The sequence below is a fragment of the Leifsonia sp. NPDC058194 genome (assembly GCF_042883605.1).
Classification (GTDB): domain Bacteria; phylum Actinomycetota; class Actinomycetes; order Actinomycetales; family Microbacteriaceae; genus Leifsonia.
Map to the genome: position 1 here is coordinate 1206922 of NZ_JBHVVL010000001.1, position 14994 is coordinate 1221915.

The 14994-nt window shown below is 71.7% G+C and carries 10 protein-coding genes; 6 read left to right on the forward strand and 4 right to left on the reverse strand.

Annotation, left to right across the window (positions count from 1 at the left end):
• Positions 1–51: 51 nt before the first annotated feature.
• Together ACFVU2_RS05880 and ACFVU2_RS05885 are read right to left on the reverse strand one after the other, a co-directional pair.
• The gene (locus ACFVU2_RS05880) at positions 52–1176 is read right to left on the reverse strand and encodes a magnesium and cobalt transport protein CorA (protein ID WP_387872063.1); all 1125 of its coding nucleotides are present in this window, start codon (positions 1174–1176) and stop codon (positions 52–54) included.
• 9 nt (positions 1177–1185) lie between these two features.
• Complete coding sequence (locus ACFVU2_RS05885; protein ID WP_387872064.1) at positions 1186–1974, reverse strand: SDR family NAD(P)-dependent oxidoreductase; 789 nt, start codon at positions 1972–1974, stop codon at positions 1186–1188.
• A 19-nt stretch (positions 1975–1993) separates the two neighbouring features.
• Between ACFVU2_RS05885 and ACFVU2_RS05890 the strand changes: the two genes are divergently transcribed.
• The 3 genes from ACFVU2_RS05890 to ACFVU2_RS05900 all read left to right on the forward strand — a co-directional run bounded on the left by ACFVU2_RS05890 (position 1994) and on the right by ACFVU2_RS05900 (position 4043).
• Entirely contained in the window at positions 1994–2914 is a 921-nt protein-coding gene (locus ACFVU2_RS05890; RefSeq protein ID WP_387872066.1) for an alpha/beta hydrolase, read from the forward strand.
• 102 nt (positions 2915–3016) lie between these two features.
• Entirely contained in the window at positions 3017–3436 is a 420-nt protein-coding gene (locus ACFVU2_RS05895; RefSeq protein ID WP_387872068.1) for a DUF5684 domain-containing protein, read from the forward strand.
• 10 nt (positions 3437–3446) lie between these two features.
• On the forward strand, positions 3447–4043 hold the full coding sequence (locus tag ACFVU2_RS05900; RefSeq protein ID WP_387872070.1) for a DUF998 domain-containing protein: 597 nt from the start codon (positions 3447–3449) through the stop codon (positions 4041–4043).
• On the opposite strand, the gene ACFVU2_RS05905 is transcribed toward ACFVU2_RS05900, so the two are convergent.
• Positions 4040–4918 (reverse strand): helix-turn-helix transcriptional regulator, encoded by an 879-nt coding sequence (locus ACFVU2_RS05905; protein ID WP_387872072.1) that lies wholly within the window; start codon positions 4916–4918, stop codon positions 4040–4042. The two genes, ACFVU2_RS05900 and ACFVU2_RS05905, sit on opposite strands and share 4 nt — an antisense overlap.
• A 127-nt stretch (positions 4919–5045) precedes the next feature.
• Here ACFVU2_RS05905 and ACFVU2_RS05910 point away from each other — a divergent pair, with 127 nt between their 5' ends.
• Positions 5046–6065 (forward strand): aldo/keto reductase, encoded by a 1020-nt coding sequence (locus tag ACFVU2_RS05910; RefSeq protein ID WP_387872074.1) that lies wholly within the window; start codon positions 5046–5048, stop codon positions 6063–6065.
• A 6-nt stretch (positions 6066–6071) separates the two neighbouring features.
• Here the strand turns inward: ACFVU2_RS05910 and ACFVU2_RS05915 are convergent, their stop codons facing one another.
• Positions 6072–6413, reverse strand: coding sequence for a winged helix-turn-helix transcriptional regulator (locus ACFVU2_RS05915; RefSeq protein ID WP_387872076.1), 342 nt, complete (start codon positions 6411–6413; stop codon positions 6072–6074).
• 82 nt (positions 6414–6495) lie between these two features.
• Between ACFVU2_RS05915 and ACFVU2_RS05920 the strand changes: the two genes are divergently transcribed.
• Positions 6496–7155 (forward strand): FMN-dependent NADH-azoreductase, encoded by a 660-nt coding sequence (locus ACFVU2_RS05920; protein WP_387872077.1) that lies wholly within the window; start codon positions 6496–6498, stop codon positions 7153–7155.
• A 337-nt stretch (positions 7156–7492) separates the two neighbouring features.
• Positions 7493–14968 (forward strand): DUF5979 domain-containing protein, encoded by a 7476-nt coding sequence (locus ACFVU2_RS05925; RefSeq protein WP_387872079.1) that lies wholly within the window; start codon positions 7493–7495, stop codon positions 14966–14968.
• The last annotated feature ends 26 nt before the right edge of the window (positions 14969–14994 follow it).

The following is a 14994-nucleotide window of genomic DNA, read 5'->3' on the forward strand; positions in this document are numbered from 1 at the left end:
TCTTTCGTCCTCCCGTAGATCTACCACGATGCGCGGCCGGGCGCAGCGGGCCTACATCCACTTGCTGCGTTTGAAAATCCAGTACAGCAGCGCGGCGAACGCGACCATCAGGAGGATGGCGAGCGGATACCCGAAGGCCCAGTGAAGCTCGGGCATGACGTCGAAGTTCATCCCGTAGACGGCGGCGATCAGCGTCGGGGCGAAGAGGATGGCGGCCCAGCCCGAGATCTTCTTCATGTCCTCGTTCTGCCGCTGAGCGACCAGGGTCGAGTTCACGCCGACGATCTGCGAGAGGGCGTCCCGCAGCTCGGTCACACGGGTGTTGACGCGGGTGAGGTGGTCGGAGACGTCGTTGAGGTAGGCCTGGAGCTCGTCCGGGATGTCGTACTTGGCGAAGCCGCCGGTCAACGCGTCGAGCACCTCCGACAGCGCCGATGTCGAATGCTGGAGGTCGATGACCTCCTGGCTGAGCCGGTAGATGCGCTCGGCGGCCGCCGCGTCGCCGCTGAACACCTGGCGCTCGATCTGCTCCTTGTCGATGGCGAGCCCCTGGAGCACCGGTGCGTAGCCGTCGACGATCGCGTCCAGCAGGCGGTAGACCACCGCTTCTGGTCCGAGCCGGAGCAGGTGCTCGTCCGAGAGCAGGGTGCGCTCGGGGCGGGCGGAGTTCTCGATCTCGGCCTCGTCGAAGCTCGCGCCGGCGGTCCCGTCGATCCAGCGGCGGTCCTGGCAGAGCACGACGACGGCGCCCGGGCGCACGAGCATGTGGAACTCGGCGAAGTCGACCTCCTCGCTCTCATCGATGTACCGGGCGGAGCGCACGACGAGGAAGAGCACGTCGCCGTACCGGTCGAGCTTCGGGCGCTGCCCGGCGTGGAGCAGATCCTCCACCAGCAGGGGATGCAGCTGCCAGGCGTCCGCCAGCTCCCGGATCCCCGACTCCGTGGGGGCGGGGTAGAGCGACATGGTCATCCGGCCGGGTGCGGCCCCGGCGAAGCGGAGGCCGTCGGCGACCGAGTCGTCCGCGGGTGCGGGCGCCGGGCGACCGCCCGTGACGTACCGGGTGAGATGCACGTCGTCCTCGTCCACGACCGCGAGCGGCTTGCCCGCCGGGCCCCGTCGCCGCAGCAGGCTCGAACGGCGCGGCGGGGTGGGATCGTCCGGACGGTTGCTCACGTGGCGAGGCTACCGCGCGGTCCAGCCTCCGTCGATCGCGAGCGTCTGGCCGGTGACGAGGGAGGCCGCGGGCGAGGCCAGGAACGCGACGGCGCCCGAGACCTCGGCGGGCACGCCGATGCGGTGCAGCGCGGCGATGCGCTCGATGGTGTCGGCGCGGAAGCCGTCGTCGGAGAGGGCCGCCGCGGTGCCGTCCGTCTCGATGAAGGTGGGCGCGACCGCGTTCACGCGGATCCCGTACTGTCCCCACTCCACCGCCAGGCAGCGGGTGAGGTGCACGACGGCGGCCTTGGCCGCGCAGTAGGACGCCTCACCGGGCAGCGCGACGAGTCCGGCCTGCGACGCGACGTTCACGATCGCGCCGCCGCCGGTGGTCCGCATGCTCTTCGCGAGGTGCTGGGAGAGGAAGAAGGTGGAGCGCGTGTTGAGGTTCCAGACCCGCTCGAAGTCGTCCTCGGTGATCTCCAGGGCGGGTGCGTCGATGCCGCCGCCTGCGTTGTTGACGAGGATGTCGATGGGGCCGAGCTCGGCCGTGACGGCGTCGATGGCGGCCCTGCTGGCGTCGAGGTCGAGGACGTCCATCCTGATCGCCGTCGCGCGGACGCCGAGGGCGGCGAGCTCGTCGACGAGCCCGGCGGATCCGTCGGGGTCGCGCACGCCGAGGACGACGTCGGCCCCCTGGCCGGCGAGTTCGAGGGCGATCTCGCGGCCCAGCCCGCGGCTCGCCGCGGTCACGAGGGCGCGGGAGCCGGTCAGATCGAAGGGGCGGCGGGTCGTGGAGGGCGATGCGAGGGTCATGCTGCGACGATACCGAGCAATGGACATCGAGCTGGTCGACCCGGCGCTCCGGGAGGCGACGCGCAGGCTTCCCGCCCCCGACGCCTCCAAGCGCCTGACGCGGACGCTGATCCGCACGGCGACGCGCTTCCTCCCCTCCTCCCGCGTCGACGGCGTCGTCGTCGCCGACGAGAATGTCGGCGGGGTCAGGCTCCGCGTGTACCGCCCGGCGGCGCACCGCAGCGACGCCGGCCTCTTCTGGATCCACGGCGGCGGGCTGGTCTTCGGCAATCCGCGTCAGGATGAGGCACTGTGCGCTCAGACGGCGGCCGACCTCGGCATCACGGTCGTCTCCGCGCGGTACCGCTTCGCGCCCGAGCACCACTTCCCGGAGCCTCTGGACGACGTGCACGCGGCGTGGAGGGCCGTCCAGGCGCACGCGGGCGAGCTCGCGATCCGACCCCACCGCGTCGTCGCCGGGGGCGAGAGCGCCGGCGGCGGGCTCGCGGCGTCGCTGGTGCAGCGGCTGGCCGACGAGGGCGGCGTCCAGCCGATCGGGCAGTGGCTCTTCGCGCCGATGATCGACGATCGCACCGCGGCCGACCCCTCGAAGGACGAGACCGATCACTGGATCTGGAACAACCGGGCCAACCGCTACAGCTGGCGGAGCTATCTCGCCCAGGAGCCGGGGGTGGAGCACCTGCCGCCCTACGCGGCCGCAGCCCGGCGGGCGGATCTCAGCGGACTCCCGCCCGCCTTCATCGCGGTCGGCGACATCGAGCTCTTCCACGACGAGGACGTCGACTACGCACGCCGGTTGACGGGTGCCGGGGTGCCCGTGCAGCTCGACGTCGTCCCGGGAGCACCGCACGGCTTCGAGAACTGGGCGCGCGAGACAGCGCCGGCCATCGAGCTGATGGCACGTGCCCGCGGCTGGCTGCAGACGGTCCTCTCCGCCTGACACGCGGTCGCCCGGTCTCCACGCGACACGCCCGGGCTCCGACATACTGGTCGGGAGGGCGCGCACGCGGCACGCCCGGGGGTGGGGGATCCGGTGGATGCAGTGACGACGACGGACATGAGCGTCGCCTACGCGTGGTCGGGCGTCAGCGGGCTCGTGTTCTACCTCTTCTACGGCTTCGCGCTGATGGGGATCTTCCGCAAGGCGGGGCTGAAGGCGTGGCCCGCGTGGGTGCCGTTCTTCAACACGTGGCGGGTGCTCCAGCTCGGCGGCCAGCGGGGCTGGCTGGTGCTGATCGGGCTCATCCCGGTCGTCGGGACCCTCGTCTACCTGGTGTTCCTCATCATCGCGGGCGTCAGGATCCAGTCGGGCTTCGGCAAGCCCGGGGTCTTCTACCTGCTCGCGATCCTGATCACGCCCGTCTGGTACGGGATCCTCGCCTGGGACGGCTCGCGCTGGGCCCCGAAGCACACTCCGATCGTGCCGCCGTCGGGCTACGCGACCCCCGTCGCCCCCGCCTGAGAGGCAGCCCGTGCTCGCCGTCCTCACCGTCCTGGCCTTCGCCGGCGTCGCGGTCACGCTCGGAGCCCTCGTCGTGCTCCATCTCGCGCCGACGGGCCTGTCGCCGCTGCGCGACCCGGTGAGCGCCTACGGCATCTCGCGCTTCAGCGTCCTCTACCGCGTTCAGACCCTGGGGACGGCCGTCGCGGCCGCGGCGCTCGCCATCGCGCTGGCGGGCAGCGGTGTCACCGCGGCGACGCCCGCCGTCGCGGCGCTGATCGTGCTCGCTGTGGCGCGCGGCGTGATCAGCTGGGTGCCGATGGACGCCGGGGGTGCACCCACCACCTCCACCGGCCGCGCGCACAACCTGCTGGCGTTCGGAGCCTTCGCCGCCGCGTCGGTCGGCGGTTTCATGGTGGGCATCGCCTTCGGTTCGACCGACGGCCTCACCGCGGCCGCACCCATCGCGACGGCCTGCGGCTGGGTCATGACGGTGGCGAGCGCCCTCACCATCCTCGCCGCGGCGACCCGGGCGCTCCGCCCGGTCTTCGGCCTCGCCGAGCGCCTCATCTACGTCGGGATGCTCACGTGGCTCGCCTGCACGGCGGTCGCGCTGATGGGGTTCTAGCGCTCCGGCGCCTCCGCAGCCGTCGCCTGCTCCTGGGTCGCCGCCCAGCTGGCGAGCAGCTTGAGCGCATCCTCGGAGGGGGTGCCCGGGTCCGCCGTGTAGACGTTCATCCGCAGGCCCGGCTCGCCCGGCAGCTCGAACGCCTCGAAGGCGAGGTCGAGGTCGCCGACGATCGGGTGGTGCACCCGCTTGCGTCCGGTGCGGTGGTAGCGCACGTCGTGCCGCGCCCAGCGGATGCGGAACTCCTCGCTGCGCGTGCTCAGCTCGCCGATGAGGTCGGTCAGGTCGCGGTCGAAGGGGTTGCGGCCCGCGGCCGAGCGGAGGATCGCCACGATGTCGTCGGCGGCCTGCTCCCAGTTCGCGTAGAACTCGCGCGCCTTCGGGTTGAGGAACGTGAAGCGGGAGTTGTTCGGCGGCTGCACGGTTTCGGCCAGGAGGTCGATGTAGAGCGCCCGACCGAGCTGGTTGGCGGCGAGGACGTCCCCGCGATCGTTCCGGATCCACGCGGGGGCGGTCTCGATCGCGTCGATGACGCGCTGGAGCCCCGGCCGCACGGTCGTCGGGCTGCGCTTGCGCCGCACCCGCGGTGCGGCGGTCGCCGCGCGGGCCAGGTCGTACAGGTGGGCCGTCTCGGCGTCGTCCAGCTGCAGGGCGCGCGCGAGGGCCTCGAGGACGCTGTCGGAGGCTCCCGACAGGTTGCCGCGCTCGATCCGCGTGTAGTAGTCGACGCTCATGCCGGCGAGCATCGCGACCTCTTCGCGGCGCAACCCGGAGACGCGGCGGTTGCCGCCGTAAGCCGGCAGCCCGGCCTGCTCGGGGGTGATCTTCGCGCGGCGGGAGGTGAGGAACTCCCGCACATCGTCGGTGTGGGCCATGCGCCGACCCTACGCCGCGGGCCGCAGCCGAGGGAGGCACTGACGCGCCCTCCCTGCGCACGGGACCGGCTCCTAGCGTGGAGATCACGGGCGATCCGCGCCCGACCGTCCGGAGAGAAGGACCCCCATGCAGCACCGCACCCTCGGCCGCACCGGCGTGCAGGTCAGCCCGCTCTGCCTCGGCGCGATGATGTTCGGCCCCTGGGGCAACGACGATCGCGCCGACTCGATCCGCATCATCCACCGCGCGCTGGATGCGGGCATCGACTTCGTCGACACGGCCGACGTCTATTCGGGAGGCGCGTCCGAGGAGATCGTCGGCGAAGCGCTCCAGGGGCGCCGTGACGACGTCTTCCTCGCCACCAAGTTCTTCATGCCCATGGGGGACGACCCCAACCGGCGGGGAGGCTCGCGCCGGTGGATCATGCGCGAGGTCGAGGACTCCCTCCGGCGGCTGCGCACCGACCACATCGACCTCTACCAGGTGCACCGCCCCAGCGTGGACACGGATGTGGAGGAGACGCTGGGTGCGCTCACCGACCTCGTCCGCCAGGGCAAGGTCCGGTACATCGGGTCGTCGTCGTACTCCGGATCGCAGATCGTCGAGGCCCAGTGGGCGTCGCGCGAGCGCAACCTGGAGCGGTTCGTCACCGAGCAGCCGCCGTACTCGATCCTGGTCCGCGGCATCGAGGAGGACGTGCTGCCGACCATCCAGCGGCACGGGATGGGCTCGCTCACCTACAGCCCGCTGTCGGGCGGCTGGCTCTCCGGCCGCTGGCGCAAGGACGCGGCTTCCGCACCCACCTCGTCCGCCCGGCCGAGTGCACGGTTCGACCTGAGCAGCCCCGCGAACCAGCGCAAGCTCGAGATCGTGGAGGGGCTGGCCGTCCTCGCCGAGGAGTCGGGGCTCACCCTCATCGAGCTCGCGATCGCGTTCGTCCTCACCCATCCGGCCGTGACATCAGCGATCGTCGGGCCGCGCACGATGGAGCAGCTCGAGTCGTACCTCCCCGCGGCCGAGGTGACCCTGTCGGCCGACGTGCTCGACCGCATCGACGCGCTCGTCGCCCCGGGGACGACGCTCAACCCCGACGACAACAGCTACGGCGCGGCGGAGCTGCTGCCGCACGCCCGGCGCCGCGGCTGAGCGTGGTCAGGAGCCCGTGTCCGCCACGAGGTTGGCGGACGCCCAGGCGCCCAGCTGTCCGAGCACGGGGAGGAGCTTCTCGCCGCCGGGCGTGAGTGCGTAGGTGACGGCGACCGGCGGCCCGGGATCGACGGTGCGCGTCACGAGCTGCGCCTCGGCCAGCTCGGCGAGCCGGTCGGCGAGCACCGCATCGCTGATGCCCGTGACCGTCCTGCTCAGGCCGGTGAAGGTCGTGGGGCCTCCGCCGAGGGCGTCGATGATCATCCCGTTCCAGCGCTTGCCCAGGATCGAGAAGGCGAGGCTGACGGCGGCATCGCACTGATGCAGTCCGTTCGTCTCGGGATCCATCCCGCCATCCTATCGTGCTAATGTTCGCGTAGTCACTCTGAAAAACAGAGTGACTACGAAAAGACGATAGGAGATCCCCCCCGTGTCGCTGTTCCGCCTCGACGCCAGCCTGTTCCCCGCAACCTCCGCCAGTCGTGCGCTGGCCGACCTCGTCGAGGAGCAGTGGGTGACCGCCCACCCGGACTCGGGTGTGGTGCGCCGCGACCTGACCGCCGACCCGATCCCCGCCACGGCGTGGCAGAACGCCGTGACCGGAGGATTCACCCCCGAGGGCGACCGGACCGCCGACCAGCGTGCCGCGATCGAACTGGCCGCCGCGCTCTCCGACGAGCTGGTGGAGGCGGAGGCGCTGCTCTTCGCCGTTCCCCTCTACAACTACGGCGTCTCGCAGCACTTCAAGACCTGGTTCGACCTGGCGTACACCGACCCGCGGACCAATCCGCAGGGCACGGCGCTGCAGGGCAAGCCGGCCACGCTGGTCACCGTCCTCGGCGGCAACTACAACCCCGGCAGCCCGAAGGAGGGCTGGGACCACTCGACGCGGTGGCTGCGCCGCGTGCTGGCGGACGTGTGGGGGCTCGACCTCCGCGTCGTGGAGCGCCCGTTCACCCTCGTCGGCGTGAACCCGGCGCTGGATGCGTTCACCGAGACGGCCCAGGCGATGAAGGCCGAGGCGGAGACCGGCGCCCGCCGGTCGGGACGCGAGATCGCCGAGCTGCGGGGCACCTCCTCCGTCGCCTGACCCGCCTCGCTCGACCCGCACCGCTTCCCCATTCGGGGTACAAGATAGTCCCCCAAGCAACGGACTGGCCCCTGCAATGGGGTGATCGATCCGCTACAGCTGTGATCGAAATTCCGATAGGAAAGAGAAGAAGGATTTCTCACCGGACCCGACCGGCGAGCCGCTACCCGAACCGACACCCGTCGATCTACCCGGATCGTGTGTCGAGCGGACTGGGATCCTTCGTCCTGCCTGGGGGACTGTCTTGCTTACCCGAATCCGCGCTATTTTTGCGCGCCCGCGCGGCCGTCACACCGCCGCCCGACTCACTCTGCGGACGCCTGCGAGCGTCGCCGCCGTGCTCGCCCTCGTGCTGCTCGGCACCTCCGCGATCGGTGTCCAGGCGGCCAACGCCGACGACCTCGGCTCCGGCGTCCTGAACCTGTCGAAGACGACCACGGTCACGGATGTCGAGCCCGGACAGCAGTTCGTCTACACGCTGAACTTCGGCTGCTCGTCCACGACGACCGGCTGCGTGGACGCGACGATCACCGACCCCATCCCGGCGCCGCTGACCGTCGTCGGCACGCCGACGGTCGTCGGCGGCAGCGGCACGGTCACGGTCGACGGCGGCACCCTGAAGGTCGTCTTCGGCGACGCGGTGCCCAACACGACCCCGGCCAGCACCGGGCTCGCCGCGGGCGCGACCGGCACGGTCCAGTTCATCGTCAAGGTGCCGGACGACATCGCCAAGTCGTACGACGCGAAGGCGCTCACGAACACGGCGACGTTCACGGCCGCCAACGCGGCGACGGTGCAGGCCTCCGTCCCGGTGACCGTCCATGTGCCCGACGTGCTGAGCGCGACGGCCTCCAAGACCTGGACGCCCGCCGCCACGCAGTACACCGCCGGCGAGCAGTCGACCGCCACCCTGAAGGCGGCGAGCGCGTCGAACATCGACGCGAGCACCCTGACCATCTCCGAGCCGGCCGACCCCTCGGCAGCAGGAGGCGTCTTCGACTTCTACGACTTCGCCGGCTTCGGCGACGTGACCTTCCCGGACGGCGCCGACCAGGTGCAGATCGTGGCCGTGACGGCCGGCGGCGAGGTCGCCGGACCGGTCGGCGCCAGCCCGGCCCTGCCCGCCACCGTCGCCGCGGGCGACGTGATCGGCCTCAAGATCGTCTTCAGCTCGTCGCAGGGCGGCCCCACCATCACCCCGGGCGCGCACGGGTCGGCCGGCATCGTCTTCGCCCAGCGCGCGACCGACCGGCACACCGGCGCCGCGCTCGTCGCCGGCGGCACCCGGGTCAACACGATCACCTCCACGATCGCGACGCCGAAGGGCGACGCCACCTCGTCTCCCGCGAGCGCGTCCCAGGAGATCGCGCCGCTCACGGTCAGCGTCTCGGCGGACAAGAGCTTCAGCGTCCAGCAGCTCCCGGCCGGTCAGTCCACGACCGCCACGCTCACCGCGACGAACACCTCGACCGGTGCGCTGACGAGCCTGTCCGTGCGCGAGCCCGGCACCGGCACGTTCTTCTCCGACAAGATCTCGTTCGGCGGCTTCGCCTCCGGATCCGCGTGGCCGGAGGGCGCGACCGGCGCGACCGTCTCGTGGTCGGTCAACACCGGTGCCGCCCCCGCGGACTCGTCGTTCACCTCCTCCTCCGGCGTCCCCAGCACGCCCACGCTCGCGCCCGGGCAGTACATCACCGCCTTCACCGTGACCTACACGGGCACGATCGCCACCGGCGCGACGGCGACGCTGCCGTTCCGGGTCGGGACGACGACGGATGCCGGGCCTGCCGGCTCCGGCTTCGTCACCTATCCGAACGCGGCGACGGTGACCGGCACGAACGCGGCCGGCACCGCCGAGGACGCCGCGACGGCGAACCTCGAGGTCTACTTCCCCGAGGTCATGCTGACGCTCGACAAGACCATCACCCCGCAGACCGTGATCCCGGGCGGTGCCAGCCTCGTCCAGCTCTCGGCGCAGACCCCCTCCGGCACCAGCTCGGTGCGCCCGGACACGATCGTCGTGACCGAACCGCAGGACACCGCTGCCGCGCCTTACTGGAACGCGTTCGACGCCACCGCGATCGCACCCACGTCGGTTCCCGCGGGCTCGAAGCTCACCATCGAGTACACGACCGACGGCACCACCTGGAAGACGCTCACCACCGTCGACGCGACCTCCGGGGCGAAGAGCTACTCGGCCGTCCTCGACGACGTGCTCCCGAGCGGCACGAGCCACTCCGACGTGCGCGGGCTGCGCTTCACCTTCACCGACCCGGCCGGATTCGGCCAGGCCACCAATGTGAAGCCGGGCATCGTCTTCGTCGCCCGCGGCACCCTCCGCGACGGCACCGGCCCGACCAACCCGGGAACCTACCCGGCGCTCACCGCCTACGAGAACTGCTCCGTGAGCAGCGCGAGCGGCAACGTGAACGGCGGCGCCACGATCACGAGCAAGCCGGCCGTGGACTGCGCCAGCGCGAACGTCCAGGCCACCGACGGCGGCCCCGGCCCCCTGATCGCGAGCAAGTCGTGGGACGGCACCAAGGTCCTGCAGGCGCAGTCCGGCACGACCACCGGCGTCACCCTCGGCTGGGGAACCCAGACCACCGGCATCCGCTCGATGGCCGTGCAGGACCCGGCGACCCCGTCGCCCGTCTCGAGCAGCGTGTTCTCGGCCTTCGATCTCGTCCGGATCGACGCGATCACTCCGACCTCCACGGGAGGCGCGACCTACGACCCGCTGATCCGCTGGGACAAGGTCTCGAAGGTGGAGCTGTTCGACGGCACCGCCTGGAACGACATCACCGCGAAGGCGTGCACCAGCGCGAACGCGTGCGACGGGACCTTCCCCGGCTACACGCTGAGCACCGCCGAGCGCAGCACGACCCAGGGCGTGCGCCTCACCTTCGTCGAGAGCCCGAACCGTGCCGCCGCGATCGCCGCGACCGCCGACCCGACCGCGCCGACCGTGGGCAGCGGCGTCGCCAGCGCCTCCGCCGGGGCCTTCCCGGGCGCCGACGCGAACGCGCGCACCATCCACCTCGACCTCAAGCTGCGCAACACCGTGCGCGGCAGCACGGCCACCGACTGGGTCACCGGCACCCGCGAGTACAACATCGCGGGCTCGCCCGGTGCGGTCGACAACACCGTGCTCGTGCAGGGCGTCCCGGTGACCGGCGACCCCTTCGAGCGCACCGCGTCCGACCACGTCACGATCATCGACCCGACCTTCACCACCAAGGTGACGAAGACGGCCAACCCGACGACGCTCGTCATCCCGCAGCCGGACGTGCCCGCCGCCTCGTACCCGAGCACCGTCTACACGACGACGATCGCGAACACCTCCACCAGCAGCACCTGGCAACTGCGCCTCAGCGACCCGGCGGACTGCACCAACGCGGCCACCACGGCGCCCTGCGTCTTCGGCGCCTACGACCCGGCGGCCAACCCGCTGGACAAGCTGAACCTGACGAAGCTCGCGATCGATCTCGGCTCCGCGGCCGGCGTGCAGACCTCGCTCAGCGTGGTCTCCCTGCAGCACCGCGCCGCCGACGGCACGCTCTCGACCACCACGCACACGATCGCGCAGGCCGTCGCGATGACGGCGGCCCAGCTCTCCGACGTGGTCGGGGTCAGCGTGCTGCTGCGCGGCACCAACGCGCAGGGCGCGGACGGCACCGGCGCCACCATCGCGCCCGGGCAGAAGGCGACCATCACGCTGACGACGCAGCTGCGGCCGACCAGCCGTGCAGCGGGAGCCGCGCCGACCGCCGGCGCCTTCGTCAACACGGTCTACGGCGCCCTGCACGACGACGTCTACCCGACCGTGCAGGCCGCGGACACGCAGAGCGCGACGGTCACGCTGGCGAACGGCAACCTCCAGGTCGCCACGGCCAAGACCTTCACGCCAACCAGCACCCTGCAGGCCAACCCGACGAACCCGATCCAGGTGAACCTGCGCGCCCGGGCGACCGGCACGATCGCCCCGAAGACGCTCGTCATCGAGGATTCGGCGCCCACGTTCTGGAACGCCTTCACCCTCACCGGCTTCGCCATCCCGAACGTGCCCACCGGGGCCGATCGCGTCACGATCGACGCGCAGACCGGTCAGGGCGCCGCCGCGAACTGGCACCTCGGCACCGCGACCACCATCGCGACCGCCTCCCTGCCCGCGGGCACCGCGGCGGCCGACGTCACGGGCCTCCGCTTCACGTTCACGAAGGCGGACGGCTCCAGCTTCGCCGCCTCCAACAACGCCGACAACGTGCGCCTGAGCGTGAGCCTGCGCTCGCTGCTGCGCGACGGGTCCGGACCGGTCGCGTCGACCGCGGTCAGCACCCCGATGCCCGGCGAGACCGCGACCGGGACCATCACTGACACGGTGCTCGCCGACGCCGCCTACAACGAGGTGCACGCCACCCAGGCGAAGGCGACGGCGACGTTCACGGTCAACCCCGGCACCGCCGCCATCGCGGTGGAGAAGACGAGCCCCGGTCAGGCCGCCTCCGGCAGGGAGGTCAACTGGACCCTGCGCTTCAAGAACACCGGCACCGGCTACCTGCCCAACCCGGTCGTGACCGACACGCTGCCGGCCGACGGCTCGCTGCTCTACGTGCCGACCAACGTGCCGATCTTCAGCACCTCGACCGGAGGAACGCTGCCGACCGACGCGACCAAGGTGACCCGTACGTACGACCAGGCGGCGGGGACGATCCGCTTCACCTGGCCGGCCGGATCGCAGCTCGCCCCCGGTGAGACCTACAGCATCACGATCGCACTCCAGATCAAGCCGGGCCTGGCGCCGGGCAGCGTCGCGACCAACCGCTTCGGCGTCAGCACGGACCGCACGCTGACCTCGGGCGTCTGCACCGCGCTGAACCCGGGCAACGGCCGTCCCGTCACGTTCGCCGCGAACACCTGCTCGACGAGCAACGTCGTGACGACCCTCTCGCAGGGCTCGTTCACCGCCTCGAAGGGCGTCCGCTCCGACAGCGGCGCCGCGCAGAACATCAACAACCCGGCCCTCCCGTGCACCTCGGACGCCGACGGCTACTACCGCTACCCCTGCGCCGCCGTCAGCGCGATCGGCGACACCGACCACTGGAAGCTCGAGATGGTGAACGGCGGGAACGTCGCCGCCAAGAACCTCACGGCGATCGACGTGTTCCCCTACCCGGGCGACGTCGGCGTGGTCGACCCCTCCCTGCGCGGCTCGGTCTACACGCCGCGGTTCAACGGCGACCTGGCCTTCCAGAGCTCGGGAGGCGAGGACGGCACCCGCATGGACTGGTACGTCACCACCTCCAAGACGCCGTGCACCCAGGAGATCACCCCCGGCGCAGCCGCCTGCCCGGCGGGCTCGTGGCTGCCGTCGAGCGCGGTCGGCACGACCGTCGACGCTGCCGCGGTCACCGCGGTCAAGCTGGTGTTCGACTTCTCCGGCGCCCCCGGTGCGGTCCTCCCGGCCGGCGGTTCCCTCAAGGTGACCTACTCGACGACCAACGTCCCGACCACCGTCGCCGGTGACAACGGCGCCCCCGTCACGGCCCCCGTCACGGGCGTGCGCGCCTGGAACTCGTTCGGCTTCTACCCGACCTACGTGTCGGGCTCGCAGCCGGCGGGACCGCAGGAGCCGATCAAGTCCGGCGTCATCCTGACCGGAGGCCCGCTGCAGATCAGCAAGACGATCACGGGTGCGGCGGCTGAATACGCGCCGACCAGCTTCGTCGCCGACATCGCCTGCACGATCGACGGCGTGAAGGTCGCCCTCGGCAGCGCCTCGTCGGTGACGCTGAGCAAGGCGGGCGGGTACACGGCCCGCGTCGACGGCATCCCGGTCGGCGCCTCGTGCGCGGTCACCGAGCACGGCGCCGCCGGGTCGTACGGCGAGTCCAGCCGCACGGTCAGCCCGGAGAGCGTGGTCATCGCGACCGCGGCCGACGCGTCGGCGGCCGTCCCGGCCGGTCAGAGCGTGACCATCGCGAACGATTACGCGACGACCCAGCTCACCGTCACCAAGCACGTCGAGACCGCGGCGACCGCCGGCTCCTTCGGGCCGTTCGGGATGACGCTGGTCTGCACGAGCGCGCTCGGCACGCCGATCCCGCTCGCGGCGGGCGACGCGGCCTTCACGCTCGCCGACGGCGCATCGCGCACCGTGACCGGCCTCCCGGTGGGAGCGAGCTGCGTGATCAGCGAGACCGACGCCGACGGCGCCGCGACCACTCCGAACCACGTCGGCATCACGTTCGACGGCGCTGCGGAGACGACCGGCGACTCGACCACGGTCATCCTGACGGGCGCGGACGGCGGCGACACCGCCGTGGTGAACAACCACTACGCCGCAGGCACCCTGACGATCGCCAAGACGGTCGACGGAGATGCCGCGGGCGACTACGGCACCGGCCCCTTCACCGTCCACGCCACCTGCGTGTACGACGGGGACCAGACGCTGTTCGACGGCGACGTGACCATCCGCGGCGGCGAGACCGTCACCATCCCGGGCGTGTACCCGGCGGGCACCGTCTGCGACGTGCAGGAGACCGCGACCGGAGGCGCGACGGGCAGCACCGTCGACCAGCCGTCCGTCACGATCCCCGGCGACCTCGACGGCAGCGTCCAGAACGTGACGGTCGATGTGACCAACACCTTCTCCGCCGGCTCGGTCACGATCGAGAAGGTGCGCACCGGCGACGGCGCGGCGACCTACGGAGCCGGGCCGTTCACCGCCCAGCTCACCTGCACCTGGGTCAAGGACGGCGTCACCCTCACCATCCCGCTGCCCGATGCGGGCCGTGTCGTGCTCGACGAGGCGAACGGCTACACGGCGACGGTCACCGGCCTCATCCAGGGCGCGCACTGCTACACCACGGAGACGGCCTCGGGCGGCGCGACCTCGGTCGCCATCGCTCCGGCCGCCGGGGTCACGGTCCCCGCGGGCGACCCGGCGACCGTGACGATCACCAACACGTTCGACACCGGGTCGCTCACGATCGACAAGAAGCGCGTCGGCTCCGGCGTCGCCCTGTTCGGTGCCGGGCCGTTCACGGTCCAGGTGACCTGCACCTACCCGGTCGACGGCGTGACCACGCCCGTGGACCTCGGCACGGACGGGACCCTGACGCTGTCGAAGGCGAACGGGTACACCGCCACCATCGACGGTCTGATCGCGGGCGCCTCCTGCTCCGTGGACGAGACGGATGCGGGTCTCGCGACGAAGACAACCCTCGACCCGGCGGACGGCACGGTGACGATCCCGTCCGGCTCGGCGGCCACCGTCACGGTGACCAACCGCTTCGACGTCGGCCACCTGTCGATCATGAAGAGCGCGGACCGGCCCTCGGTGTCGGTGGGCGACACCATCGTCTACACGATCGTCGTGACCAACGACGGCGAGATCGACGCGGTGAACGCGACGGTCACGGACCTCCTGCCGAAGGGCCTCCGAGTGATCAGCACCAGCCCCAGCTCCACCGCCTCGGCCGGCAGACTGACCTGGACGATCCCGGCGCTGGCGGTCGGAGCATCGACCACTTTCACCGTGACCACCGTGCTCGACCAGCCCCTCGACACCACCAACCGGGCGACCGTCACCACGCCGCCCGGGCCGTGGACGCCGTCCACCGGCGAGGGAGGCTGCGGCGACCCGGGTGTGGCCTGCGCCGTCGTGATCGACCCGCCGCGTGCGGCCGGTCTCGCGAGCACGGGCTCCGACCAGCGCACCGGGATGCTGTGGGCGCTCGGCCTGCTCGTCGCCGGCGCCGCCGGCCTCGCGGCCACGCGGTTGCGCCGCCGGACCCCGCGGCACGGCTGACCCGGACGACGGACACCGTCGCGGCG

Excerpts from the sequence above, each read along its gene's own strand:
- ACFVU2_RS05915 (WP_387872076.1), bottom strand. The coding sequence starts at position 6,413 with ATGGATCCCGAGACGAACGGACTGCATCAGTGCGATGCCGCCGTCAGC.
- ACFVU2_RS05890 (WP_387872066.1), top strand. The coding sequence starts at position 1,994 with ATGGACATCGAGCTGGTCGACCCGGCGCTCCGGGAGGCGACGCGCAGG.
- ACFVU2_RS05885 (WP_387872064.1), bottom strand. The coding sequence starts at position 1,974 with ATGACCCTCGCATCGCCCTCCACGACCCGCCGCCCCTTCGATCTGACC.
- ACFVU2_RS05910 (WP_387872074.1), top strand. The coding sequence starts at position 5,046 with ATGCAGCACCGCACCCTCGGCCGCACCGGCGTGCAGGTCAGCCCGCTC.
- ACFVU2_RS05905 (WP_387872072.1), bottom strand. The coding sequence starts at position 4,918 with ATGGCCCACACCGACGATGTGCGGGAGTTCCTCACCTCCCGCCGCGCG.